This is a genomic window from Paraburkholderia yinzeri, assembly GCF_046581065.1.
GTDB lineage: Bacteria > Pseudomonadota > Gammaproteobacteria > Burkholderiales > Burkholderiaceae > Paraburkholderia.
This window is the reverse complement of record NZ_JBFOCJ010000002.1, coordinates 440,806-464,401: the sequence shown is the minus strand read 5'-3', so window position 1 is coordinate 464,401 and position 23,596 is coordinate 440,806. Positions and strand designations below refer to the sequence as shown.

General features: G+C 64.9%; 24 protein-coding genes and 2 pseudogenes. 16 read left to right on the top strand and 10 right to left on the bottom strand.

What is annotated here, in order from left to right:
- Nucleotides 1-59 precede the first annotated feature (59 nt).
- Nucleotides 60-371 carry a YciI family protein gene (locus WJ542_RS19280; protein WP_411191035.1) on the top strand — a complete coding sequence of 104 codons (312 nt, stop codon included), beginning with the start codon at nt 60-62 and terminating at the stop codon, nt 369-371.
- A gap of 3 nt (nt 372-374) precedes the next feature.
- Nucleotides 375-707 (top strand): Rieske (2Fe-2S) protein, encoded by a 333-nt coding sequence (locus WJ542_RS19275; RefSeq protein ID WP_411191034.1) that lies wholly within the window; start codon nt 375-377, stop codon nt 705-707.
- 135 nt (nt 708-842) lie between these two features.
- Here WJ542_RS19275 and WJ542_RS19270 read toward each other — a convergent pair whose 3' ends face one another.
- From WJ542_RS19270 to WJ542_RS19260, 3 genes are all read right to left on the bottom strand, one after another.
- On the bottom strand, nt 843-1,790 hold the full coding sequence (locus WJ542_RS19270; protein ID WP_411191033.1) for a PDR/VanB family oxidoreductase: 948 nt from the start codon (nt 1,788-1,790) through the stop codon (nt 843-845).
- Between the two features lie 31 nt (nt 1,791-1,821).
- Nucleotides 1,822-2,868, bottom strand: coding sequence for an aromatic ring-hydroxylating dioxygenase subunit alpha (locus WJ542_RS19265; RefSeq protein ID WP_411191032.1), 1,047 nt, complete (start codon nt 2,866-2,868; stop codon nt 1,822-1,824).
- A 62-nt stretch (nt 2,869-2,930) separates the two neighbouring features.
- Nucleotides 2,931-3,701: a GntR family transcriptional regulator gene (locus WJ542_RS19260; RefSeq protein WP_411191031.1), complete on the bottom strand. Its 771-nt coding sequence runs from the start codon at nt 3,699-3,701 to the stop codon at nt 2,931-2,933.
- 255 nt (nt 3,702-3,956) lie between these two features.
- On the opposite strand from WJ542_RS19260, the gene WJ542_RS19255 reads away from it, so the two are divergent.
- Nucleotides 3,957-5,216, top strand: coding sequence for an MFS transporter (locus WJ542_RS19255; RefSeq protein WP_411191030.1), 1,260 nt, complete (start codon nt 3,957-3,959; stop codon nt 5,214-5,216).
- Nucleotides 5,217-6,076: 860 nt separating this feature from the next.
- On the opposite strand, the gene WJ542_RS19250 is transcribed toward WJ542_RS19255, so the two are convergent.
- Nucleotides 6,077-7,504 (bottom strand): MFS transporter, encoded by a 1,428-nt coding sequence (locus WJ542_RS19250; protein WP_411191029.1) that lies wholly within the window; start codon nt 7,502-7,504, stop codon nt 6,077-6,079.
- Between the two features lie 349 nt (nt 7,505-7,853).
- Here WJ542_RS19250 and ltnD point away from each other — a divergent pair, with 349 nt between their 5' ends.
- The 7 genes from ltnD (at nt 7,854) to WJ542_RS19215 (ending at nt 14,122) form a co-directional block, all read left to right on the top strand.
- The gene (gene ltnD, locus WJ542_RS19245; RefSeq protein ID WP_411191028.1) at nt 7,854-8,744 is read left to right on the top strand and encodes an L-threonate dehydrogenase; all 891 of its coding nucleotides are present in this window, start codon (nt 7,854-7,856) and stop codon (nt 8,742-8,744) included.
- A gap of 16 nt (nt 8,745-8,760) precedes the next feature.
- Nucleotides 8,761-10,068 (top strand): 3-oxo-tetronate kinase, encoded by a 1,308-nt coding sequence (otnK, locus tag WJ542_RS19240; RefSeq protein WP_411191027.1) that lies wholly within the window; start codon nt 8,761-8,763, stop codon nt 10,066-10,068.
- Complete coding sequence (gene otnC / locus WJ542_RS19235) at nt 10,065-10,703, top strand: 3-oxo-tetronate 4-phosphate decarboxylase (RefSeq protein WP_411191026.1); 639 nt, start codon at nt 10,065-10,067, stop codon at nt 10,701-10,703. The genes otnK and otnC overlap by 4 nt, the downstream gene beginning before the upstream one ends.
- Before the next feature lie 24 nt (nt 10,704-10,727).
- Complete coding sequence (otnI, locus tag WJ542_RS19230) at nt 10,728-11,504, top strand: 2-oxo-tetronate isomerase (protein WP_411191025.1); 777 nt, start codon at nt 10,728-10,730, stop codon at nt 11,502-11,504.
- A 58-nt stretch (nt 11,505-11,562) separates the two neighbouring features.
- The gene (gene denD, locus WJ542_RS19225; RefSeq protein ID WP_411191024.1) at nt 11,563-12,534 is read left to right on the top strand and encodes a D-erythronate dehydrogenase; all 972 of its coding nucleotides are present in this window, start codon (nt 11,563-11,565) and stop codon (nt 12,532-12,534) included.
- Between the two features lie 120 nt (nt 12,535-12,654).
- Nucleotides 12,655-12,798, top strand: a complete 144-nt coding sequence (locus WJ542_RS19220) for a hypothetical protein (protein WP_411191023.1) — start codon at nt 12,655-12,657, stop codon at nt 12,796-12,798.
- A 367-nt stretch (nt 12,799-13,165) separates the two neighbouring features.
- Complete coding sequence (locus WJ542_RS19215) at nt 13,166-14,122, top strand: sulfonate ABC transporter substrate-binding protein (protein ID WP_411192495.1); 957 nt, start codon at nt 13,166-13,168, stop codon at nt 14,120-14,122.
- Nucleotides 14,123-14,198: 76 nt separating this feature from the next.
- Here WJ542_RS19215 and WJ542_RS19210 read toward each other — a convergent pair whose 3' ends face one another.
- Complete coding sequence (locus WJ542_RS19210; RefSeq protein ID WP_411191022.1) at nt 14,199-14,480, bottom strand: DUF971 domain-containing protein; 282 nt, start codon at nt 14,478-14,480, stop codon at nt 14,199-14,201.
- Nucleotides 14,481-14,532: 52 nt separating this feature from the next.
- Here WJ542_RS19210 and WJ542_RS19205 point away from each other — a divergent pair, with 52 nt between their 5' ends.
- A complete protein-coding gene (locus WJ542_RS19205) occupies nt 14,533-15,237 on the top strand; it encodes a lysozyme family protein (RefSeq protein WP_411191021.1) in 705 nt (234 codons plus the stop codon).
- Between the two features lie 111 nt (nt 15,238-15,348).
- On the opposite strand, the gene WJ542_RS19200 is transcribed toward WJ542_RS19205, so the two are convergent.
- Complete coding sequence (locus WJ542_RS19200) at nt 15,349-16,488, bottom strand: porin (protein ID WP_411192494.1); 1,140 nt, start codon at nt 16,486-16,488, stop codon at nt 15,349-15,351.
- Nucleotides 16,489-16,730: 242 nt separating this feature from the next.
- Here WJ542_RS19200 and WJ542_RS19195 point away from each other — a divergent pair, with 242 nt between their 5' ends.
- The 3 genes and pseudogenes from WJ542_RS19195 to WJ542_RS19185 form a co-directional block, all read left to right on the top strand.
- On the top strand, nt 16,731-17,105 hold the full coding sequence (locus tag WJ542_RS19195) for a hypothetical protein (RefSeq protein WP_411191020.1): 375 nt from the start codon (nt 16,731-16,733) through the stop codon (nt 17,103-17,105).
- 173 nt (nt 17,106-17,278) lie between these two features.
- The gene (locus WJ542_RS19190) at nt 17,279-17,566 is read left to right on the top strand and encodes an H-NS histone family protein (protein WP_411191018.1); all 288 of its coding nucleotides are present in this window, start codon (nt 17,279-17,281) and stop codon (nt 17,564-17,566) included.
- Nucleotides 17,567-17,667: 101 nt separating this feature from the next.
- Nucleotides 17,668-18,117 (top strand): annotated as a pseudogene (locus WJ542_RS19185) (methyl-accepting chemotaxis protein); the annotation flags it as partial.
- Between the two features lie 24 nt (nt 18,118-18,141).
- Here the strand turns inward: WJ542_RS19185 and WJ542_RS19180 are convergent.
- The gene (locus WJ542_RS19180; protein ID WP_411191017.1) at nt 18,142-18,999 is read right to left on the bottom strand and encodes a LysR family transcriptional regulator; all 858 of its coding nucleotides are present in this window, start codon (nt 18,997-18,999) and stop codon (nt 18,142-18,144) included.
- Between the two features lie 124 nt (nt 19,000-19,123).
- On the opposite strand from WJ542_RS19180, the gene WJ542_RS19175 reads away from it, so the two are divergent.
- Nucleotides 19,124-20,425: an aspartate aminotransferase family protein gene (locus WJ542_RS19175; RefSeq protein WP_411191015.1), complete on the top strand. Its 1,302-nt coding sequence runs from the start codon at nt 19,124-19,126 to the stop codon at nt 20,423-20,425.
- Between the two features lie 21 nt (nt 20,426-20,446).
- On the opposite strand, the gene WJ542_RS19170 is transcribed toward WJ542_RS19175, so the two are convergent.
- Together WJ542_RS19170 and WJ542_RS19165 are read right to left on the bottom strand one after the other, a co-directional pair.
- Nucleotides 20,447-20,749 (bottom strand): hypothetical protein, encoded by a 303-nt coding sequence (locus tag WJ542_RS19170; RefSeq protein WP_411191013.1) that lies wholly within the window; start codon nt 20,747-20,749, stop codon nt 20,447-20,449.
- Nucleotides 20,750-20,778: 29 nt separating this feature from the next.
- Nucleotides 20,779-21,177, bottom strand: a complete 399-nt coding sequence (locus WJ542_RS19165) for a superinfection immunity protein (RefSeq protein ID WP_411191011.1) — start codon at nt 21,175-21,177, stop codon at nt 20,779-20,781.
- 199 nt (nt 21,178-21,376) lie between these two features.
- Between WJ542_RS19165 and WJ542_RS19160 the strand changes: the two genes are divergently transcribed.
- Nucleotides 21,377-21,535 (top strand): hypothetical protein, encoded by a 159-nt coding sequence (locus tag WJ542_RS19160; RefSeq protein ID WP_411191010.1) that lies wholly within the window; start codon nt 21,377-21,379, stop codon nt 21,533-21,535.
- 771 nt (nt 21,536-22,306) lie between these two features.
- On the opposite strand, the pseudogene WJ542_RS19155 reads toward WJ542_RS19160, so the two are convergent.
- A pseudogene (locus WJ542_RS19155) lies at nt 22,307-23,335 on the bottom strand (TolB family protein); the annotation flags it as partial.
- Between the last annotated feature and the right edge of the window lie 261 nt (nt 23,336-23,596).

Genomic DNA, 23,596 nt, shown 5'->3' with positions numbered 1-23,596 from the left:
GCCCCGCGGCGGCGCCAAGCGAATGAAAGACTGAAGGACACTGGATGGAGCTGAACGCCATGGCACGCTTCTTTGCCGTTTTTGCCACCGACAAACCCGATATGCGCGAGGTGCGCGAGCGCGTGCGTCCCACCCATCGGACCTATCTGCGCAGTGCCATGCAGCACGGCGTGTTCGTCCGGCTCGGCGGGCCCACGCTCGCGCCCCGGGGCGACACCATGAACGGAACCTTGCTCGTGATCGAAGCGGAAGGCCTCGACGACGTGATGGCGTTCGTGAGCAACGACCCCTACATGCAGGCGGGTTTGTTCGATCGCGTCGAAATCCGTCCCTGGGACTGGAGCCTCGGCAATCCCGAGCGGAGGGTGTGAGCGATGGACGGGAGCGGCGTGTGCCGGGTGGCCGATATTCCCGACGGCGGGGCAAAGGTGATCGATAGCGCCGAGGCGGGCGTGCCGGTCGTCATCGTGCGGCGCGGGGAAGCGGTGTGGGCCTATGTGAACCGGTGCCCGCACTTTTCGGTGCCGCTCGATTTCGAGCCCGGCGAGATCTCGTGCTATCGCGCGCAGGTGTTGATGTGCGCGCATCACAGCGCGCTGTTCCGCTTCGAAGACGGCCGTTGTATCGACGGACCCTGCACGGGCAGCGCGCTCGACACGGTACCCGTGACGGTCGGCTCGGGCGGCTGGATCGCCTTGCGGCGCTGACGGAACCTGTCGTTGTCCGTATCAAGCCGGCGCCGTGCGCGTGCTGTCCGCCATGACGTGGGCGAGGACAGCCCCGACCTCATGCCGATTTGCGACAGCAAGGTTCAGGTGCAGATCCGCGCTTTCCGCCGAGGATCAGAGGTCGAGCACGAGCATCGGCGTGCGGGAGCGCGAGCAGCAGGGCAGCAGTTGATCGTTGGCCGCGCGTTCCTCGTCAGTCAGATAGAGATCGCGATGGTCCGGCTCTCCCGCCAGCACGCGCGTGAGGCAGGTGCCGCAGACGCCCTGTTCGCACGACACCGGCACCTCCACGCCGCCGGCGCGCAGCGCTTCGACGATGGTGGTGCCGGCCGGCACGTCGATCACGCGTTGGCAGCTTGCGAGCGTTACCTGAAAGGCGCTGTCGGTGTTGCCGGCAGCGTTCGAGGCTTGCCCGAAGTACTCGCGATGCACGTTCCGCTCGGGCCAGCCCGCGCTCGCGGCGGCGCCGAGCGCGGCATCGATGAAGCCCGCCGGGCCGCACACATAGACGTGCGTGCCGGCAGCGGGTTTTGTCAGCACGCGCGCGAGGTCGATGCACGCGTTCGGGCCTTCGCTGTCGAAATAGCAGCGCGTGTGCTCCGCAAGACCCGGTTCGGCAAGCCGTTCGCGAAAGGCCATACGCTCCGGTTCGCGCGCGCAATAGTGCAGCTCGAACGAGCGGCCGGCCTCGCGCAGCCGTTCGGCCATGGCGATGAGCGGCGTGATGCCGATGCCGCCCGCGAGCAGGATGGTATGCGCGGCCGATTCGTCGAGCGGAAAGTGATTCTTCGGGCTACTGATTTCGAGGCTCGCGCCCGGCGCAAGCGCGTGCATTGCCGTCGAGCCGCCGCGCGAGGCCGGATCGCGCAGCACGCCGAGACGGTAGACGCCGCCTTCGGACGGGCTGTTGCAGAGCGAATACTGGCGCACGAAGCCGTCGAGATGGACGTCGATGTGCGCGCCCGCCGTGAACGCCGGCAGGGGCGCGGCGTCGGCGCTCGCGAGTTCGAAAACGCAGATATCGGTGGCAACGGATTGCTTGCGGGCGAGGATGACTTTCATGAGGCGTAAAGGCAATTGAGGGAAGGTGGCCTCAGACGGCCGCGGGAGCGGCGCTGCGCTCCTTCTCGATCAGCCGGTCGAGCACGCGGCGCGACTGTACGCCCCCCGCATCGATATTGAGCTTGAGGACCGGGCGCTCGGGCCATGCGAGCAGGTTGCGCTGCTGCGATTCGAGCATCTCGAGATCCTCGCCGAAAATCCGGCCCTGGCCCGCGCGGATCGATTCGGTGAGCGCCGCATCGTGCACGGCGAAGCTGCGCGCCATGCCCCAGAAGTACCAGATCGACGTTTCCGTTTCGGGCGTGATGAAGTCGACCACGATGCTCGACGCCTTCTCGCTCGGATCGGCTTCGTAGCTGCCTTTGCCCGCATGCGCGACGCCCACTTCGATCATGATGTGGCTGGGCGGCGAGAAATGGCAGATCTGCCAGCGGTCGCACGGCACGTCGTCCGCGAGGCCGTTGCCGCGCAGCGCCGCGGCCCAGAACGGCGGCGGCATGATGTTGTGCATGAAACGGCTGGTCGTGACCGTGTCGCCGTTCACGGCGGTTTTCGGTGGCGCTTCTTCGATCTCGGGTTGCCCGATGCTCGACGCGTGCACGTAGGTCTCGTGCGTGAGGTCCATCAGGTTGTCGATCATGAGGCGGTAGTCGCACGCGATGTGATACAGGCCGCCGCCATAGGCCCACGCGGGACTTTCGGCCCATTCGAGGTGCGGGATCGCGGCGGGGTCGGCCTCGCTGGCGTCGCCGGGCCAGACCCAGATGAAGCCGTGGCGTTCGACGGCGGGATAGCTGCGCACCGCCGGAATGCCGCCCACCCGCTGGCACGGCATGCTCACGCACTTGCCGTTCGCGCCCACCGTGAGGCCGTGGTAGCCGCACACCAGGTGCCCGTCGCGCACCTGGCCGAGCGAGAGCGGCGCGCCGCGATGCGGGCAGAAGTCTTCGAGCGCAGCAACGGTTCCGGCGGCCACGCGATAGAGCACCATGCGCTCGCCGCAGATTTGCCGCCCAAGCGGCTTGCCATCGATTTCATCGGGCGTACAGGCCACGTACCACGTATTTTTCAGGAACATGCGTCTCCTCCAGGGCGTGCCGGCACGCCGTTATCCGGTTGTACAGGGTGTCGACGACCGCGTTAGCGGACGTTACGGCGAATGAGATTGCCGCCAATCAGCCGCGTCATGGCGCGCTGGTTGTCGAGTACGCGCCGCAGGTTCTGATGGGCGATCTGCGAATGCTCGCGCATCAGCGCTTCGGCGCGCGCGCCTTCGCGGTTTTCGATCGCTTCGAGCACCGCGCGATGCTGAGCCTGCGCGACGATCAGCGTTTCGCGCGCGCGCGGGTCGAGCGACTGCACGACCACGAACGCGCTGGCCGAGGCGAAGGGCAGGGTCGCGACCTTCTCGATCTGCCGCGCCACGACCTCGCTGTCCGACGCGCTCGCGAGCAGGCGGTGAAAGCGCCGGTTCGCTTCGACATAGCGCGAGAAAGTCTCCTCGGTCAGCTCGCCGACGAGCAACTGGTCGATCTCCTCGATGCAATCGTGCAGGTCGCGAAACATCGAATGGGTGATGCCGCGCTCGGCCGCGAGCCGCGCCGCGAGTCCTTCCAGCGTCCCGCGCAGCTCGATCGAGTCGCGTATTTCGTTCTCCGAAAAAGATCGCACGGCATAGCCGCCGCTCGGAATCGGTTCGAGCAGTCCTTCTTCCTGCAGGCGTATGAGTGCGGCGCGCACCGGCGTGCGCGAAACGCCGAGACGCTCGACCACGCCGAGTTCGGAAATGCGCTCGCCGGGGCTCAGTTCGCCGCCGAGGATCAGTTCGCGCAGCCCGAGCTGCGCCTTGACGGTTTGCGAGGCGGACGAACCGGCACGCGTGCTGGCAGGAATGTCGTCGATGTCGTTCATGCGTTGAGCCGAAAAGAGAGTGCTGTGTACAAATTGTATACAGCTATCTCGCTATTTCAACGGGCAAGCGCCAAAACTCGGGGTATACGTGGAAAAGTAAGAATTATGTAATGGCGAATTGTGTACAGGGAGGGTCAGCCTTGATTGACATCCCGGGTAGAGATTCCTAGGATCACGTCTCCGAGTTCGATTATCGAAGAAGTGTTCGAATAATGAACTTGATGGATCGAACCCAATAGCAACGAGGAGACCCAGGTGACGACACCTTCCGCCGCGCACGATCTGCGCAACGAACGCACAACGCTGATCCTGCTGGCCATCGGCTTCGGCCTGGTCGGGCTCGACCGCTGGATGATCGCGCCGCTCTTTCCGCACATGATGAAGGACCTCGGCCTGGACTATCAGCAGCTCGGGTCGCTGATCGGCATTCTCAGCATTGCCTGGGGTCTGTTTTCGATCACCATGGGCCGTTTGTCCGATAGCATCGGGCGGCGCAAGATCATGATCGCCGCGATGGTGATGTTCTCGCTGCTCTCCAGCTTCTCGGGGCTCGCCGGCGGCTTTCTGAGCCTGCTGCTGATTCGCGGGCTGATGGGCGTGGCCGAAGGCGCGTTTCTGCCGGCCAGCGTCGCGGCCGTGGGCGAAGCCTCGCATCCGTCGCGGCGCGGCCTCAACCAGGGGTTGCAGCTCAGCATGTTCGCCCTGATGGGGCTCGGCCTTGCGCCGATCATCGCCACGCAACTGCTGCGCGTCGTGCCGTCGTGGCACTGGGTGTTCGCGGTCTCGGCGATCCCGGGGCTGATCGTGGCGGTGCTGATCGCCGTGCTGTTGCGCGATGCGCCGCGCAGCGAACCGGCGGGCGGGCTAACCGTGCGCGATGCGGACCGGCCGCGCTGGAGCGCGCTCTTCGGCAGCCGCAACGTCGTGCTGGCCATGCTGGCGACGCTCTGTGCGATGGCCGGCATCTTCGTGATTGGCGCGATGGTGCCGAACTATCTGGTCGACTACCTGCACCTCGACACCTCGCACATGGGCTTTGTCGTCTCGGCCATCGGCTTCGGCGGCTTTCTGGGCGAATTCGGCCTCGCCAGTCTCTCGGATTTCGCGGGGCGGCGGCCGACCTCGGTCATCGCGTTCGCGGGCGCGGCGATTTCGCTCTATGTCTTCGCCCGCATTGGCGCGAATCCCTGGGAGCTCTTCGTCATCCTCTTTATCGTGTCGTTCTTTTCGCTCGGCATGCTGGGCGTCCTCACGGGGCCGATCGCAACCGAAGCGGCGCCGGTGGGCCTCGTCGCCTCGGCCATCGGCATCACCTCGGGCGCCGGCGAGATTTTCGGCGGGGGCGTGGCGCCCGCCATCGCCGGGTATATCGCGCAGCACGCCGGGATCCAGTTCACGCTGCAGTTCGCGTTGGGCGGCCTTGTATGCGGTGTTTTCGTTTCGATGTTCCTGATCGAAACCGCTCCGCGCGCGCTGGCGCGGCGTACGGATGCCGGCGTGCTGCAGTCCGATTGATCCTGCGACGTTCGGTCTGGATAATATAAGGAATCCTTGGCGAAATGCGCCGGCAAGCTGAACACTCCTCAAGCTGGGGGAGTTAGCTTGCCGGCGTTTTCTTGTGCTTGCCGCCGCGCGCCGGCTTTGGCACGGTCGCCATATATTTTGTTGCGAACTTGATGAAGGTGTGCGCGCAGCGGTAGTCGGCGCTGGCCTGAGAGCGTATTTGAGATCTTGGTGAGGTGATGTTGGTGTTGTCGTGGGGTGTTTGATTCGTAGTTCTTGCTGTTTTGGCATTTCCTTGTGTTCGTGGTGGTGTGCCAGGGTTGCCCCTGTGCGGGGCGGCACCTACTTTCTTTGCCGCGGCAAAGAAAGTAGGCAAAGAAAGCCGCTCACCCCGCTAATGCCAGCCACCATTCACCCCGCACCACAATAGCCAGTGGCTCCGGAGCGTCTGTCACCCCGCACCCTCCACATTAGTGACAAAGGGCTCATTCTTCCTGCTGCGCGCTACGCGCGCCGCAGACAGGTCTGCAAGGGAAACCGGCCTTGCTGCGGAGCATTTCGGTGTACGTACCGCTGGTTTAAGTTATGCCCTTCGGCGCGCGCAGCGCCGCCGGAAGGATGAGCGCCTTGTCACTCCGGCTAACGGTCAGTGATGGCAGACGCCCCGGAACCACTACCAGGGTGGGCGAGTGGCGGACGGCGTCACACTGGCGGGGTGAGCGGCTTTCTTTGCCTACTTTCTTTGCCGCGGCAAAGAAAGTAGGTGCCGCCCCGCACAGGGGCAACCCTGGCATACCACCACGAAAACAAGAACCCCCCAACCGGCATGGCATATCGAAAGAAAAAAGGCAACCACCAGGAACCCAAACCGCTCAGGGCGAAATCTCATCCAGCAACCGCGAGCGCGTGGAAATGCCAAACTGCGCGATCAGCGCCGCCGCAACCAGAAACCCGCAGATCAGCATCAGCGACCAGAACACGCCGATCACCGGAATGAGCGGGGCAATCGCAAACATGCCGATCCCGCCGCCCAGGTGGCCCAGTCCGTCGACGATCGCGAAACCGGTCGTGCGCGCGCGGGTGGGGTAGTTTTCGATCGACCACGTGTAGGCGATGGGCACCCACACGTTGAAGCCGAAGAAGACGACGATCGAGCCGAGAATCGCCAGCCAGAAGTTCTCGCCGCCAAGCGCGATCATGACGCCGCCCACCAGCGTGATGAGGGCGGCAAGCGGCGTCCAGCGCTTGCGCTCCATGCGCTCGCCGAACGCATAGGCAACGATGGCGCACAGCACGAAGCCGAACGTCCCCATGGCCGTAATGAGGCCGGCCTCGGGCGGCGGGAAGTGCAGGGCCGTGAGCAGCGTGGTAAAGCCGGCCGCGAACGAATAGACCGTGATATAGGCGAGAAACCACATCGCCGTCAGCAGAAGCGTGCGGTTGCGATAGACCGCGTTGCGGAAGATGGCGCCGAACGGCATCGCTTCGTCCTTCGGCGGCAAGGGCGGAATCTGCTCGGGCACGGGCGGCAGCGGATTGATCGCGTGCGCGCGCGCTTCCATTTCGGCGACCACCTGTTCGGCCTCCTGCAAGCGGCCGCGCGAAACGAGCCAGCGCGGCGACTCGGGCAACTGGAAGCGCAGCAGCACGCCGACGAGCGCGAGCGCGCCGCCGATCAGGTACATCACGCGCCAGCCGTATTCGAAATCCTTGCTGGCGAGCGCGAACGGCAGGCCGAGCGGCAGCGGCGTGGAGGGGGTGGTGAGCCACAGGCCGAGCCAGATGCCGAGCACCGCGCCGATCGCCGAAAAGATGAAGATCATCGATGTATAGCGGGCGCGCCCGCCGCTCGGCGCCAACTCGCCGATATAGGTGTTGACGATGGCGAGGTCGGCACCGATGCCGATGCCCGTGAACGCGCGCGCCGCGACGAAGGTGCCGTACGAGTGCGCCACGGCGGTGATGGCCGAGCCGATGCCGGTGAGGATCATCGTCACGAGCAGCAAATCGCGCCGGCCCATGCGGTCGGCCAGCGGGCTCAGCAGCAGCGTGCCGACCACGTAGCCCGCGAGATTGAGCAGGACGGGCAGGCCGATGTAGCCGCCCGCGCTCTCCGGCGTGCAGCCGGGCACGAGCGCCATGCAGGTCTGGATGAACGAGACGTTGATGTCGAAGATGTCGTAGAAGGTAAACAGGAAACCGATGCCGATGATCAGCGCGAAAAGGCGCGGCATCGTCCAGTTCGGAATCCGGTCGAGCCGGGCAAGCAACAGCCCGGCGGTGCGGTCGTTGTCGGTCATGCTGTGTCTCCTCTTGTTCCTCTTTGTGGGTGCGGCCGGGCTCGTGCGGCCCGTTACTTTCCGCCCGGCGTCACCGGGCCGATGTATCGATGCATATCCAGTGAATGGATTTACGAATAGTAAAATTAATTTCAGATAGTGGAATTGAAGTAAACCCGGAGGGGGTGGGCGTTGCGGCTTCTCCGGCTGCGGGTTTTCCCTTCGGCGGCGAACGTGGGCGTTAATTTGTATGATGACCGGATAACCGCGCCGCTTTGGCGGACGCCGGTTCGGAGGGAGCCCGGCGGCGCCTCGCGCTCGCGGGCCTTTGCCGACCGTCCGAATTTCTTACGCACTTCGAAGGATTATCATGTCACGACAGATTGGAGTCATCGGTCTAGGCGCCATGGGGCTGGGTGTCGCGCGTTCGCTGCTGCGCGCCGGTTTTCGCGTGCATGCCTGCGACGTGCGCGAGAGCGTGCTCGATGTCTTCGCGGCAGAGGGCGGCGTGCGTTGCGCGACGCCTGCCGAACTCGGCGCGCAATGCGAGGTGGTCGTCACGCTCGTCGTCAATGCGGCGCAGACGGAGAGCGTGCTGTTCGGCGAGCACGGCGCCGTTGCCGCCATGCGGCCTGGCGCGGTGCTGATTTCGAGCGCGACGGTCGCGCCGGAGTTTGCCGCGAAGCTCGGCGCGCGCGTGGAGGCGGCTGGCCTCTTGATGCTGGACGCGCCTATTTCCGGTGGCGCCGCGCGCGCCGCATCGGGCGAGATGACGATGATGACCTCGGGACCCGCCGCGGCCTACGCGGCCTGCGAGGACGTGCTCGGGGCGATGGCGGGCAAGGTCTACCGGCTCGGCGAAGCGTATGGCGCGGGATCGAAGGTCAAGATCATCAACCAGTTGCTCGCGGGCGTGCATATCGCCGCCGCCGCCGAAGCCATGGCGCTGGGCTTGCGCGAAGGCGTCGATCCCGATGCGCTGTACGACGTGATCACGCATAGCGCCGGCAATTCGTGGATGTTCGAGAATCGCGTGCCGCATATTCTTGACGGCGATTACACGCCGCTTTCGGCCGTCGACATCTTCGTGAAGGACCTGGGCCTCGTGCTCGATACGGCGCGCCTCAGCAAATTCCCGCTACCGCTTTCGGCCACCGCGCACCAGATGTTCATGAACGCGTCGACCTCGGGCCACGGCGGCGAGGACGATTCGGCCGTTATCAAGATCTTCCCGGGCATCACGCTGCCCACTACCCGTTGAGCGCACGAACGCCGTCATGAATTCCGCTTCCCACCACAGCGTCGCCGCCGCCCGTCCGCTGCTCGGCTGCATCGCCGACGATTTCACCGGCGCGACCGATCTCGCCAACATGTTCGTGAAGAGCGGGATGCGCACCGTGCAGACCATCGGCGTGCCCGCGCCCGGTACACGGATCGATGCCGACGCGATCGTCGTCGCGCTGAAGTCGCGCACGATTCCCGTAGGCGAAGCGGTCGCGCAGTCTCTCGCCGCGCTTGCCTGGCTGCACGAGCAGGGTTGCCGCCAGATTTTCTTCAAGTACTGCTCAACATTCGACTCGACCGATGCCGGTAATATCGGTCCGGTTGCCGATGCGCTCGCCGACGCGCTCGGCGAACCCGCCGCCTTGTCGATTGCGTGCCCCGCGTTTCCGGAAAACGGCCGCACCGTCTATCGCGGCCATCTGTTCGTCGGCGACGTGTTGCTCGGCGAGTCGGGCATGGAGAACCATCCGCTCACGCCGATGAAGGACGCGAACCTCGTGCGCGTGCTGCAGCGGCAAACGGCGTCGAAGGTCGGCCTCGTTCGCTACGACGCGGTCGCGCGCGGCGCTGTGGCGGTGCGCGAGGTCTTCGCGCAGTTGCGCGCCGAGGGGGTGCGCTTCGCGATTGCCGATGTGCTGGCGGATGCGGATCTGCATGTGCTGGGTGAGGCCTGTGCCGATCACGCGCTGATCACGGGGGGATCCGGCATCGCGCTCGGCTTGCCCGCAAACTTCCGCCGCGCCGGACTGCTGCCTGAACGCAGCGACGCGGCGCGGCTTCCGGACATTACCGGCTACTCGGCCGTGCTGGCCGGCAGCGCCTCGAAGGCGACGAATGCCCAGGTAGCGGCCTGGCGCGCGGCGCGTTCCGCGTTCCGCATCGATCCGCTCGCGGCGGCGCGCGGCGAGCTGGTGGTTCAGGCCGCGCTCGCGTTCGCACGCGAGCATTTGCCCGAGCCGGTGCTGATCTACGCGACCGCCTCGCCCGCTGAAGTGAAGGCCGTTCAGCAACAGCTCGGCGCGCAAGCGGCCGGTGCGCTCGTCGAAGCCACGCTCGCCGAAATCGCGCGCGGGCTGCTCGCGCTCGGCGTGCGCAAGTTCGTCGTCGCGGGCGGCGAGACGTCGGGCGCGGTGGTCCAGGCGCTCGACGTGAAAGCCCTGCAGATCGGCGCGCAAATCGATCCGGGTGTGCCGGCCACGGCGACGCTCGACGGCGCGATTGGCCTCGCGCTCAAGTCGGGCAACTTCGGCGCGGCCGACTTTTTCGAAAAAGCGCTGCAACGGCTGGAGAAGCGCGCATGAGCACCGAAGCCATCCTGCGCGAAACGATCTGCACCGTGGGCGCCAGCCTCTACGCACGCGGCCACGCCGTCGGCACTGCCGGCAACATCAGCGCGAAGCTCGACGACGGCTGGCTCATCACGCCGACCGACGCGTGCCTCGGCCGGCTCGATCCCGTGCAGATCGCGAAGGTGAACCTGGCCGGGCAGACGGTCTCCGGCGGCAAGCCTTCGAAGACGCTCGCGCTGCATCGCGGCATCTACGCGCGCAACGCCGGGGCACGCGGCGTCGTCCATACGCATTCGACGCATCTCGTCGCGCTGACGCTTGCCGGCGTCTGGCGCGACACCGACGTGCTGCCGCCCATTACGCCGTACTACGTCATGAAGGTGGGCCATATTCCGCTGATCCGCTACCGCCGTCCCGGCGATCCGCAGGTCGCCGACGAAGTGGCCGCGCTTGCCGACCGCGTGCGCGGCGTGCTGCTCGAACGGCTCGGCCCGGTGGTCTGGGCGCCTACCGTCGAACAGGCATCCGCGGTGCTGGAGGAACTCGAGGAGACCGCGCGCCTGTGGCTCATGACGAACCCGAAACCCGAGCCGCTGGATGAAGCGGCGCTCGACGACCTGCGGCGCAGTTTCGGCGCCCGCTGGTGACACATACTGACCGGAGCCTTATCCATGCCCCGCTTCGCAGCGAATCTCTCGATGATGTACCACGAGCACCCGTTCCTCGACCGCTTTGCCGCCGCCGCGCGTGACGGCTTTCGCGCAGCCGAGTTCCTTTTTCCGTATGAGCACGCGGCCGCCGAAATCCGCGCGCGTCTCGACGACAACGGGCTCGTGCAGGCGCTCTTCAACGCGCCGCCCGGCGACTGGGCAGCCGGCGAGCGCGGGATCGCGTCGCTGCCGGGGCGCGAGGACGAGTTCCGCCGCTCGATCGATACCGCGCTCGACTATGCGCGCACGATCGGCAACGACAAACTGCACGTGATGGCGGGGTTCGTCGCCGCCGGTGGCGATCGCGCGCAGCAGCGCGACACGTACCTGCGCAATCTCGCGTACGCGGCCAATACCGCGCGCCGCGACGGCATCCAGATCCTGATCGAGCCGATCAACCCGCGCGACATGCCCGGCTACTTCCTGAACCGGCAGGACGACGCGCAGGCCATCTGCCGCGAGATAGGCGTGCCGAACCTGCGTGTGCAGTTCGACTGCTATCACTGCCAGATCGTGGAGGGCGATCTCGCGACGAAGCTCAGGCGCGACATGGCGGGCATCGGCCATATCCAGATTGCCGGCGTTCCGGAGCGTCACGAGCCCGATCTCGGCGAGCTGAACTATCCGTACCTGTTCGCGCTGATCGACTCGCTCGGCTACGAAGGCTGGATCGGCTGCGAATACCGGCCCAAGGCCGCGACGTCGGCGGGGCTCGGGTGGCTGCGCCCGTATCTGTGAACGGTCGCGCCGAATCGTTGAACCGTGTGCCTCAACCTCTCACCGTGACGAGTTGCCTATGAAAGTCCTGATCACTGGCGGCGCCGGCTTCCTCGGCCGGCGCCTCGCAACGAAACTGCTGAGCCTCGGCGCATTGACCGGTCCTTCGGGGCAGCGGGAGCCCATCGAGAAACTGGTGTTGCTCGATGTCGTCGAAGCAGCCGGCTTCGACGACGCGCGCGTGACGGCGATAGTCGGCGACATTGCCGATCGCGCGGTGCTCGAACGCGCGATCGACACGCAAACGCACGCGATCTTCCATCTGGCCGCGATCGTCAGCGGCCAGGCCGAAGCGGACTTCGAACTCGGCATGCGCATCAATCTCGAAGCCTCGCGCACGCTGCTCGAAGTCTGCCGCGTGCTCGGCCATCGGCCGCGCGTCGTGTTTACGAGTTCCGTGGCGGTCTACGGCGGCACGGTGCCCGACGTCGTGCTCGACGACACCGCGCTGAATCCGCAGACGTCCTACGGCGCGCAGAAGGCGATTGCCGAACTGCTGCTCTCCGACTACACGCGCCGCGGCTTCGTGGATGGGCGCGCGCTGCGTCTGCCGACGATCAGCGTGCGGCCGGGGCGGCCGAACGCGGCGGCTTCGTCGTTCGCGAGCGGGATTCTGCGCGAGCCGCTGAACGGCGAGGACGCGGTGTGCCCCGTGCCGCTCGACACCCGTCTGTGGCTGCTCTCGCCGCGCGCCGTCGTCGACGCGCTCGTAATGGGCGGCGAGATCGACGGCGCTGCGCTTGGCGAGCGCCGGACCGTGAATCTGCCGGGGCTTTCGGTCAGCGTCGCGGACATGATCGCGGCACTGCGCGAGGTGGCCGGCGACGCGGTGGCGGCAAGAATTCGCCACGAGATCGATCCGCGTCTGACCGCGATGGTGCGCAGCTGGCCGGGCGAATGGGACACGTCGCGCGCGCGGGCGCTTGGTTTTACGGGCGACACCGCGTTTGCCGACGTGATTCGCGCGTACCTCGCGGACGAGAAGGGCTGATTGGGGCGGATCGGGGCTGGCCGCGCGGCTCGTCATAACGATTCGTCAAAGTCCATTCCAGCGGCAGTTCGTTGCGCTATCACGGAGCGAATATGCTGGCCATCGAGCCGCGCGACGCCGATGAGCGGGCACACCTTTGCGGACTGCTTACGGTCTTCGGTTTGCCGCGCGCCGCTCAAGGAGCCCTTGACGGTGGCGTTCGAGGCCGAAGGCGAGGTGGTGTGTCAGCGCGCCATCGCGGCCGTGCAGCCCGACGAGCCCTGAGCCATTGTCGACGCAACGGCAGCGGCACTGGCCGGTCGAAATGCGAAACCCCTTATAAAGAGACGATTAATGCATAAATAAAGATATTAGAAATACTTGGTTAAATTGCTCGTGTTGCGGGGCTACTCTTGCTCCTGATTTGACGTTTCGTCGCCGCGCAAAAACGACGCGCCGACGAAATCAGCGTGGCTACTCCGGAAAAAAACAAACCAGGCAGCCGCTTTTGCAGCCCACTCCGAATGCAACGACCATGAGCTACCGCATTATCGATACTTCGCCCCTCGATCCCCTCGCGAAGCCGTTGATCGACGCGCTGCAATACGAATATTCGACGCGCTACCGCGAAAGCCGCCGCTCCTTACTGAAGATGGCCGCAGGCCTTGGCGCGGGCGCGGCCCTGCGCGGACTGGGCGCCGCCGGTGCGGCGCTCGCCGCGAGCGGCGCGGCGCGCGCGCAGGACGGCAAGGTGGTCAGTATCGGCTACCAGAAGTACGGCAACTTCATCATTCTCAAGGCGCGCGGCACGCTCGAAAAGCGTCTTGCGCCGCTCGGCTTTTCCGTGCGATGGCTCGAGTTTCCGGCGGGGCCGCAACTGCTCGAAGGGCTGAACGCGAATGCCGTCGATATCGGCGTGGTGGGCGAGACGCCACCCGTCTTTGCCCAGGCGGGCGGGGTGGACTTCGTCTACATCGCCGCCGAACCGGACGCGCCGCGCGGCGAAGCGGTGATCGTGCCGAAGAACTCGCCGATCCGCTCGCTCGCCGAACTGCGCGGCAAGAAGGTGGCCTGCAACCGCGGCTCGAACAGCCATTACCTGCTCGTGAAGGCGCTGGAGCGCGGCAAGGTCGGCTACGACGAAGTCCAGCCAGCCTACCTCGTTCCCGCCGACGCTCGCGCCGCATTTGCCAACGGCAGCGTGGACGCCTGGTCGATCTGGGATCCGTATCTGGCGGCTGCCGAGCGGCAGCTTGGAGCCCGCGTGCTCGCCAACGGCGAAGGGCTCGTGCGCAACATCGAGTATTACGTTGCGCGCCGTGCGTTCGCGACGCAGCACGCGGAAGTGGTGCACGCTGTGCTGGCCGAACTGCAGCAGCTCGACGCCTGGGCCGCGCAGAACGTGCCGGCCGTCGCCGCCCAGCTCGCGCCCCTTACCGGGCTCGACACCGGCACGCTCGAACTCGCGCTGGGGCGTACGGGCTACGGCATCCTGCCCGTGGACGCGGGCCGTTTCGCGTATCAGCAGCAGATTGCCGATACGCTCTACGCGCTCAAGCTCATTCCGCAAAAGCTCGCCGTTACCGACGCGCGCTGGAAAAACGCCTGATGCGGGCCGGGCGCCGCAATGGCGCCCATCACGGCTCATCTCGCGGCTTACCTGTCCGCACGCGCGAGGATTCGCCTTACGCGGTGGTCTCGAACGCCTGGAACCACGCCCAAGGGAAGACCCCGCGGTCGTGTCCGTCGCTGAAAATCAGTTGGACTCCATAACCCATCGACGCCATGTTCGTGAGCTCGACGTCGGCGTGCGTCTCGGCCGGCGCGCCCGCGAGGCGCGCTCGCCGGCAGGCCGAGCACGGGCAGGCGCGCCGCAGGTCCGCATGAGCGAACTGCCGGATCGTGCCGTCCTCCCATACGAACGTGAGCAGGCGGGACGCATGGCGAATTTCGACGGGTACGTTCATGCCGCATTGCCTTCCAACTGCTGCAGCGCGATCCGCAGCCGATACGCGCGCAGTGACCAATCGCGTAGCGGATTCGGCCTTCGACCTGCTGATCGCGCGCGGCGAGGGCGACTACAACGTAGTGAATCGCGGCGCGGCGCATGGCTACACGGCAGGGACCGAGGACCTCTCGAACATGACGGTCGCCGACGTCATGGCGGCGCAGCGCGCCCACCGCTTCAATGCGGCGGGCCGCTACCAGATCATCGGCGACACGCTCGCGTCAGTCGCGAAGGCGATGGGCCTTACGGGCAGCGAGAAGTTCGACAAGGCCATGCAGGACCGGATTTTTTCGGAGTACCTTGTAAAAAACAAGCGCAAGGCTATCGGCGACTATCTGAGCGGCAAGAGCAACGACCTGCGCGCCGCGATCAAGGCCGCCTCGCTCGAATGGGCGAGCGTGGCCGATCCCGATACCGGCCGCTCGCACTACGCGGGTAAAGGCAACAACCGGGCCTCGATCTCGGTCGCCGAGATGGGCGCGGCACTGCAGGCATCGCGCGCGGGCGGTGCTTCGATGGCACCGATGCTCGCGGCGGGAAACGCGAGCCAGTCCGGCGGCGGTTCGACGGTGAACACCAGCTCGGTCGATACGCATATCGGCACCGTCAACGTCTACGGCATGAATACGCAGGACGGCCACGCGGTCGTCAGCGGCATGCGCGACGAACTCAACCAGCGCGGCCTCGCGCTCAACGGGGCCTATGCCATGACGTAACAGCGGCGGGCGCACCGGCTACAGGCTGTCACGCTGCACCCGCTGTTGCGAACCTGATTGCACTGTGCAATCAGGTCCGTCGGGCAGACGACCAGCCAGCCTGACAGGGCGTCAGAAACGATGACGCAGGCCCGCCGTCACACCCACCTGATTGGGTGTCGACGAAGGAGGCAGCATGCCCGCGATTGACGTCGTATTACCTATGACATCGCCCTGACCGTCGTTATAGACGTCCCCCGATGCGTGCTGGTATACGCCTGCCAGGTAGATATCCGTGCGCCTGCTGAGCGAATAGTCCGTACCCAGTGTCATCGAATGCCAGCGCGGGGTACCCGATACCGTACCCGAGCCCGACGTTTTGCCAGTCGTATAGGTGTAGTCACCGACCAGTGCCAGCGCGGGTGTGATGCCATAGGTGCCGTTCAGCTCCACGTTGTCGAAGTGCGCATTCAACGGGACCGGCGCGAAGGCGTACGAACCCTGAAGCTGCGAGTGTGTCCAGAGCAGGCCGACCGTGCCCGTTCCGAACGCATAGTTCGCGCCTGCGCCAAACACGCGATGCACACGTGCAGGAAGCGGGTCGTCGACGGCTGCCCCACCTGTATTCGCATCAAGCGGATCGCTGTTTAGCTGGTCATACGCGGCAGCAATGCTGAACGGGCCGTTTGAATAACCTGCACCGACGCTCCACGCCCGCCCGTTGGCGAACTGGCCGGGATCGTTGCTGAAGCCGTAGAGGGCGCCAAAATGGAATCCCGAGTAACTGGCGCTTTCGAACTTGACCGCATTGGCAACGGAGCGCTGGGTACCCAGGTTGTCGTTATCCAGCGGATGCCCGGCTACATTGACCCCCGCCCCGGTTCCCGAGAGTGAAAGCGGCGACAGGTAATCGACCACCGAGTCGAACTGGCGACCTAGCGTGAGCGTTCCGTAGGTGGCGTTCTGGAGGCCGACATAGGCCTGGCGGTTAAACAGCGATTCGTTTCTGGAAAAGGTTCCATTGTTTATCGCGAAGGCCGACTGGAGGCGGAAGATCACCCGGGTGCCGCCACCGAGATCCTCGCTGCCTCGCAGACCGAAATAGGTGTTCGACAGCGCGCTGCTGTCCTGCATCCAGGCACTGTGTCCACCCGCGTTGTTCACGTACAGCAGGCCCGCATCGAGCGATCCGTAAAGAGTCACACTGCTCTGCGCATGTGCTGCAGTGCTGAATGCGCCGATGATGCCCAGGGCGACCAGCGTTCTTTTCAGATTGAGTTTCATCATGTCTGTTTCCTTGCCTGGCGTTCATCTGGGAGCCGCAACGTGCGGATCCATGCGGTGGTCCTGCATCCGTTGCCAGAGCGCAGTCGAATATAGCGACCAGCGCACCGTTCAGCGTTGCCCACCGGCAACACAAGCTGCCGGTCTCAACGAAGCTTGACGGGAAACAAGCGTCGACGCCGCACACGGAAGTGGTTCGTGTGACGGCATGTCGCAAGCCTGGCCCTTACGTGCGTATGGTTCTGATTCCGTTTCCCGACGTGCCGCCCGTCGCAGGCGTGCCGGACCTGAACCGTCTGCCACTGGCTGCGGGCGTGCTCACGGGCGTGACGCCCGCACTGGAGGGCCTCGACTATTTCGGGTTCCTGCCCGGCGACATTCCGCAGTGGATCCTTGCCGACGACCAGGGCAACGCGCTGGTGACACCCGACTCCGTCGTCGACCTCGGCTACCCGCCTTGTGTCTGCTGTTTCCGGAGAATCCACAGGAACGGTAGCCACATGGTTTTTCGGGGTTGCGACGCAGCTCGGTGCGACGGTGCAGATCCTGCTGAGCGTATCGTGCTCGGCGTGGTTGTACCGTCGTTACGCCAACGAGATTCGTGAGCCACTTGCGGAGGAACGGATGGAGCCGAAGTAACAGTCGATTGGGTGTGAACGTTCGACGTCGGTCGCGAGGATCTGCGCTGTCGTCCGGTTCCTGATGGGGCGGATTGGTCGATGCCGGTGGCGCATGCGTATGATGGGGGGCTTGACCACCAATTTCCTAAGGTGACCCGATGGCAACCTACCACGAACTGAAGAAGCAGCTGGAGCGGCTGAACGGGCAGGCGGAGGCGGCGCGCGTCGCCGAGATGCAGGCAGCCATTGATGAAATCCAGGCACAGATCGAACTGTATGAACTGACCGAGCATGACCTGTTTCCGTCGTCGCGTCGTGGCCAGCCGATCCGGCGCCCGTCACCGAAGTACCGCGATCCGGCGAGCGGGGCGACCTGGCCGGGCCGGGGCCGGGCGCCAGCGTGGATCCTGGGCAAGAAGCGGGAACGCTTCCTGATCGAACCCTGACCCGGGCCCGGCACACCGGATACCCGTCGGACGGGCTTCTCCGGTCTGCCCCTGTTGCGCTGGCGCAACTTTGATAAAAATTATATAGCTGCACCTGGACTAATGCGGCGGTCGAGGCGGCACGGGTGGGCGAGCAGGGACGCGGCTTCGCCGTCGTGGCGGGCGAGGTGCGCAATCTTGTGCAACGTTCGTCGTCGGCGGCGAGGGAGATCAAGGCGCTGATCAGTGCGTCGGTCGGCAAGATCCAGGAAGGCTCCGTGCTGGCGAACGAGGCCGGGCGGACGATGGCGGAAGTGACGCAGGCGGTGAACCGCGTGGCGGGCATCGTCGTCGAGATCGCAGCGGCTTCGGACGAGCAAAGCCGCGGGATCGAGCAGGTGAATCTCGCGATTGCGCAACTCGAAGGCGTCACGCAGCAGAACGCGGCGCTCGTCGAGCAGGCGGCTGCGGCGTCGAGCTCGCTCGAAGATCAGGGGCGCCAGTTGAACGACGCGGTTGGCGTGTTCCGGTTACGGCATGAAGCGGTCGATGGGACGGACATAGCTACGTGATAATGAAGGAATACTGACCAATCATCAAAGCAGCGGCAGCGTGAACCGGAGATGCTCGGCAAAGGCCGCCGTGAGCGGCGAGGGGCGCTTGCGCCCGAACCTGAGCGTAATGCCGACGGCCGGCAAAGGCGGCAGCGAAGGATCGCCGTTGAGAATGGCGAGATCCGGCGGCACGGCCGTTTGCGTCATGATGGCGAAGGCTTGTCCCGAACGCACGAGGGCCGTGAGGCCTGCGAGGCTGCTGCTCGCATAGGCGACGCGGTAGGCCCTGCCGGCGCGCTGCAACGCTTCGCAGGCCGCGATATGGTCGAGCGTGTCCATGTCCGAAAGCGCCAGCGGCAGCGGATCGAAGTGCGCGGCGTCGAGCCCCGGATAGCCGATCCAGACCAGTTGCTCGCGGCGGATGACGTCGTCGCCGGGGCCGGTTTCCGGCAGCGAGATCATGGCCAGATCGACCGCGCGCTTCTCCAGGTGTTCGACGAGCCGCGGCGTGGGTCCGCAAACCACTTCCACGAGCGCATGCGGATGCTGGCTTGAGAACTGGCGCAACAGCGCGGGAAGAAACACGGCGGCATAGTCATCGGGGCAGCCAAAGCGGATGCTGCCCGACAAGCCCTTGCCGAGCAGATCGGCCATCGCTTCGTCGTGCAGCCGCAGCATGCGCTGGGCGTGGATCAGCAGCCGTTCGCCGGGATTCGTGAGTACCACGCCGCGGCCGGTGCGCTGAAACAGCGGCTGATCGACGATTTCTTCCAGGCGTTTCATCTGCTGGCTCAGCGCGGACTGGGTCCGGCCGACGCGGCTCGCGGCGCGGCTAAGCGCGCGGACTTCGGCGATGACGGCAAACGAACGCAGCAAATCGATTTCGAGTGTGCGACTCAAGGTATCCGCCCCAGGTATTAGCCTTGTTTCTGGCTTCCATAAGAACTATTCGATTCTATAAAAGCAGAGCGCCGACTAGACTGCAAGTCATTGCTTATTGCCGCTACGCACGAGGAGAAGCACGGTGTCCCGCAACGACGATGCAACCTTCTGGCGCAACGCCAGGCAGCACCTCATCCGCTATGGCGGCGCGTTCGAACCGATGATCGTCGAGCGGGCGCAAGGCAGTTTCGTCTACGACGCGGACGATCGCCCGATCCTCGATTTCACTTCGGGCCAGATGAGCGCCGTGCTGGGACATAGCCACCCGGAAATCGTCTCGGTCGTTCAGGAGTACGTCGGCAAGCTCGATCATTTGTTCAGCGGCATGCTGTCCCGTCCGGTGGTCGAGCTTGCCACGCGGCTGGCCGGGATCACACCGGACGGACTCGACCGGGCGTTGCTGCTCAGCACCGGCGCCGAGTCGAACGAGGCCGCCATTCGTATGGCGAAACTCGTCACGGGCCGCTACGAGATCGTCGGTTTTGCGCAGTCGTGGCACGGCATGACGGGCGCCGCGGCCTCGGCAACCTACAGCGCTGGACGCAAGGGCGTCGGCCCTGCCGCGGTCGGTTCGTTCGCGATACCCGCGCCGTTCGCGTACCGCCCGCGTTTCGAGCGCCACGGCGCGTACGACTGGCTGGCGGAGCTGGATTACGCCTTCGATCTCATCGACCGGCAGTCCAGCGGTAGTCTCGCGGCCTTCATCGCGGAGCCGATCCTGAGCTCCGGCGGCATCATCGAACTGCCGGAAGGCTATATGGCCGCCCTCAAGCACAAATGCGACGAGCGCGGCATGCTGCTGATCCTGGACGAGGCGCAGACCGGCGTCGGGCGTACGGGCACGATGTTCGCCTGCCAGCGCGACGGCGTCACGCCCGACATCCTCACGCTTTCGAAGACACTGGGTGCGGGCCTGCCGCTCGCGGCCGTCGTCACGTCCGCGCAGATCGAAGAGCAGGCTCACGAGCGCGGCTATCTCTTCTATACGACGCATGTTTCCGATCCGCTACCCGCCGCCGTGGGGCTGCGCGTGCTCGACGTGGTCGAGCGCGAGGGGCTGGTGGCGCGTGCCGGCGTGATGGGCGAGCGGCTCCGGCGCGGCTTGCTGGACCTGATGGAGCGCTTCGACTGCATAGGCGACGTCCGCGGCCGCGGATTGCTGCTGGGCATGGAGGTCGTCAAGGATCGCCGCACGAAGGAGCCGGCCGAGGGGCTGGGCGCCCGGATCACGCGCGAGTGCATGAAGCTGGGGCTCAGCATGAATATCGTGCAGTTGCCGGGGATGGGCGGCGTTTTTCGCATCGCTCCGCCGTTGACCGTCAGCGAGGAGGAGATCGACCTCGGGCTCGATTTGCTGGAGCAGGCGATCGGGCGTTCGCTGTAGCCGTTTCAGCCGGCCCGTGCCTCACAACTTCGGATGGCACTCGAACTCGATCACGGAGTTTTGCTGCTGGAGCGTTTCCCGGCCAACCGTGCGCTCGGTCACGAAACTTGTCTGCAAGCCGCGGTTCTGGCAATAGTCCGTTGCTTCGGTCAGGGCACGCTGATGGGCGCGTGCCCACGCGAGACGTCCGCCGGTCGCCGAGGCCGATACCGTGTAGGTGCCCGGCTTGTCTGTCGAGGTCACGTTCGTGGCCGATGCACAGCCGGTTAGCACTGCACAGAGTCCCGCAACCGAAACGAGCCAGCGCGACAGCGAGCGTGTCATTTCCGGCCGGCGGGGCCGGTTCGCCGCATTCACGAGCAGGGCCGCGTCACGCTGCGATGCGGTCCTTTCTTGTGGCTTTCGAGCGCTGCACGCAGCCTTACGTGCTGCACGATCTTCTGGCTTGTCACGTGGCCCGCCGCGCTACGAATCCTTTTTGCCGCGCGCGCCAGCAACCGTGCGTCATGCCGGCTGCGCGCCCAGGCGCGCGCCGCGAACCAGCCCACCAGGGTCCAGCCCAGCAGGATGTTGACCACCGTGATCGCGAAGGCATCGCTATGCCCGTGCGCATCCGCCTCGATGGACGGGATCAGATAAAAGCTGATGGCGGCAATGACCGCCGCGCCTTCGAGAATTTGCACCATCGCACCACCTCGTGATTCATCGAAAAGAATGTCGATCGGGCCGAGCGCCGACGATCGCAGTGACATGGGAAATCATCTTAGGGCAGTTCTATCGAAAGTCTATTTCCATAGACTGAAAACAGCGTTGCCTGAGCCAGAACAATCGTGGTGAGGGTGGAAGGCGGCTTCGGGAATCTTGATCATCCCCAGAGGGGATATATAGTGAGCTGGCTCGCCGGTCTCGCGAGCCGCGGACTCGATCTGCGCGAGTTCAGGATCACGGACAATGGCGGCCATCCGCCCGGGGGGGAGTAACGGGGCGATCCGGCAGATTTCCGTGACGCGGATCGGCAACGGTAAAACGGCGATCTACGAGACTGATCGCTTCGCGCTTTGGATTACTGATTTTGAACTGGCGCTGCAGGTGGGGGAGTTTGACGATTAGCGATGTATGCGGAATTTCTTCGGTGCTTGTTGGGGGTTTGCGCGGGGTGATGATGTTGTGGGGGGGGGGAGCGGTTGATTTGTGGTTCTTGCTGTTTTGGCGTTTCCTTGTATTCGTGGTGGTGTGCCAGGGTTGCCCCTGTGCGGTGCGGCACCTACTTTCTTTGCTGCGGCAAAGAAAGTAGGCAAAGAAAGCCGCTCACACCGCCAGTGTGACGCCGTCCACCACTCGCCCACCCTGGTAGTGGTTCCGGGGCGTCTGTCATCACTCGCCGTTTGCCGGAGTGACAAGGGGCTCATTCTTCCGGCGGCGCTGCGCGCCCCGAAGGGCATAACTTAAACCAGCGGTACGTACACCGAAATGCTCCGCAGCAAGGCCGGTTTCCCTTGCAGACCTGTCTGCGGCGCGCGTAGCGCGCAGCAGGAAGAATGAGCCCTTTGTCACTAATGTGGAGGGTGCGGGGTGACAGACGCTCCGGAGCCACTAGCTGTTGTGGTGCGGGGTGAATGGTGGCTGACATTAGCGGTGTGAGCGGCTTTCTTTGCCTACTTTCTTTGCCGCGGCAAAGAAAGTAGGTGCCGCCCCGCACAGGGGCAACCCTGGCAGACCACCACGAACACAAGAAAAGCCCAAAACAGCAAGAACCCCCAGAATTAATACGATCCAGCCCGCGACGTTCGAGCTGCCCTCTTAAACGGGCACAATCGCAAGAAACGCACCGGCTCGCACCGGCGCTCTCGCCTTGCACCCAGCAAGCCCCTATCGAGCCGCTTGCGTAACAAGCGTCGCCGTCGGCGCACCCGATCCACCGTAATAGCTCGCCCCAAGCTTGGCCCTCGTATGGTCGGCATTCACGCCGAACGGCGTAAGGCTCCAGCGTCGTCCTGTCGTGACATCCCCCACGTAGAGCTGGTAACCGCCCGCGGTCGTCGACGAAAAGAAGAGGTAGTTCGTTCCGCTTACCGGAGCCGGGTCGGAATTGTTGCTGACGCAGTCGTTGAGCGGCAACGAGTTCGGAGTCGATTCCGGGTCGGCCGTCTTTTCGTAGATCTGGTCGAGCTCGCTGCCGTTCTTCCAGCGCGCGTAGAACACCATGCCGTCCGCGCGCACGATCGGATAGTAAGTTTCCAGGCCGGGGGGATGATCGAATACGGTCGTGGCGCCGGTCGCGATCGTGCGCTTCATGAGACCCATGTTCGCCCCCGTGCCGGTGGCGTAATAGACGGCGCTTGCGTCTGGCGCGAGGAAGGGCATGGAATACTCGCCGCCGGGCGGCGCGTTCGAGAGGCTCACGACCGACGTGAAGACCGGGCCCGCGCTCGTGTACGAGAGTGTGGCCAACTTGACGTTTCCGTTCTGCTTGAACACGACAGTCTTGCCGTCCGCGCTGAATTTCGGATCTTCGTTGCGGGTGGCGCCCGTGCTGTTCGTCATGTTGAACGGCGCCTTGTTGCTGCCGAGCGGATACATGAACACGTTCCAGGCGCCGTTGCTGACGCCCATGAAGACGAGCCACTTGCCGTCGGGGCTGAACACGGCGTTCATGGGGTCGGTGATGCCCCAGGAGGGCTTGCTCAACTGGGTCAGCGTGTGCGCCGAAAAATCATAGAGAAAGATCTAGCTCGTGCCGTCGCCGTAGTTGACGTAGCTGTGATAGACGAGCTTACCGGTGAGCGAGGCGGGAAACGATGCGTTGGACTGGTCGGGCGGGTCGCTGATGCAGCCTGCCACGGCGGCCGCGCCTGGCAGAGCGAGGACGATACTGGCCACAAGGCCCATCATGAGGGTCTTGAAACTCACGATTTAGTAATCCTGAATAAATCGAATGAAGGGTGAACCGGAAGCCGTTCCCGATTGTGGTTGGGGATCGACGCAGGGTGCTCCTTCGACGACGAAAGGATTCGCCGGTGATCGGAATGACAGCCTGCGTTAAAGGGAGGGGCAGAATCTCGCAGAAACCTTCCGGACCTGCATCGAGTACCCAGTCTAATGATCGGCGCGCAAGCCAATCGGGCGATTAGAGGTGCATCCGGACGGCTACTCGCAGGTTCGGTTCGGGAG

Coding starts and splice junctions, on each gene's coding strand:
- WJ542_RS19280 (WP_411191035.1), top strand. CDS start 60: ATGGCACGCTTCTTTGCCGTTTTTGCCACCGACAAACCCGATATGCGC.
- WJ542_RS19275 (WP_411191034.1), top strand. CDS start 375: ATGGACGGGAGCGGCGTGTGCCGGGTGGCCGATATTCCCGACGGCGGG.
- WJ542_RS19270 (WP_411191033.1), bottom strand. CDS start 1,790: ATGAAAGTCATCCTCGCCCGCAAGCAATCCGTTGCCACCGATATCTGC.
- WJ542_RS19265 (WP_411191032.1), bottom strand. CDS start 2,868: ATGTTCCTGAAAAATACGTGGTACGTGGCCTGTACGCCCGATGAAATC.
- WJ542_RS19260 (WP_411191031.1), bottom strand. CDS start 3,701: ATGAACGACATCGACGACATTCCTGCCAGCACGCGTGCCGGTTCGTCC.
- WJ542_RS19250 (WP_411191029.1), bottom strand. CDS start 7,504: ATGACCGACAACGACCGCACCGCCGGGCTGTTGCTTGCCCGGCTCGAC.
- ltnD (WP_411191028.1), top strand. CDS start 7,854: ATGTCACGACAGATTGGAGTCATCGGTCTAGGCGCCATGGGGCTGGGT.
- otnK (WP_411191027.1), top strand. CDS start 8,761: ATGAATTCCGCTTCCCACCACAGCGTCGCCGCCGCCCGTCCGCTGCTC.
- otnC (WP_411191026.1), top strand. CDS start 10,065: ATGAGCACCGAAGCCATCCTGCGCGAAACGATCTGCACCGTGGGCGCC.
- otnI (WP_411191025.1), top strand. CDS start 10,728: ATGCCCCGCTTCGCAGCGAATCTCTCGATGATGTACCACGAGCACCCG.
- denD (WP_411191024.1), top strand. CDS start 11,563: ATGAAAGTCCTGATCACTGGCGGCGCCGGCTTCCTCGGCCGGCGCCTC.
- WJ542_RS19220 (WP_411191023.1), top strand. CDS start 12,655: ATGAGCGGGCACACCTTTGCGGACTGCTTACGGTCTTCGGTTTGCCGC.
- WJ542_RS19215 (WP_411192495.1), top strand. CDS start 13,166: ATGGCCGCAGGCCTTGGCGCGGGCGCGGCCCTGCGCGGACTGGGCGCC.
- WJ542_RS19210 (WP_411191022.1), bottom strand. CDS start 14,480: ATGAACGTACCCGTCGAAATTCGCCATGCGTCCCGCCTGCTCACGTTC.
- WJ542_RS19190 (WP_411191018.1), top strand. CDS start 17,279: ATGGCAACCTACCACGAACTGAAGAAGCAGCTGGAGCGGCTGAACGGG.
- WJ542_RS19170 (WP_411191013.1), bottom strand. CDS start 20,749: ATGACACGCTCGCTGTCGCGCTGGCTCGTTTCGGTTGCGGGACTCTGT.
- WJ542_RS19165 (WP_411191011.1), bottom strand. CDS start 21,177: ATGTCACTGCGATCGTCGGCGCTCGGCCCGATCGACATTCTTTTCGAT.
- WJ542_RS19160 (WP_411191010.1), top strand. CDS start 21,377: ATGGCGGCCATCCGCCCGGGGGGGAGTAACGGGGCGATCCGGCAGATT.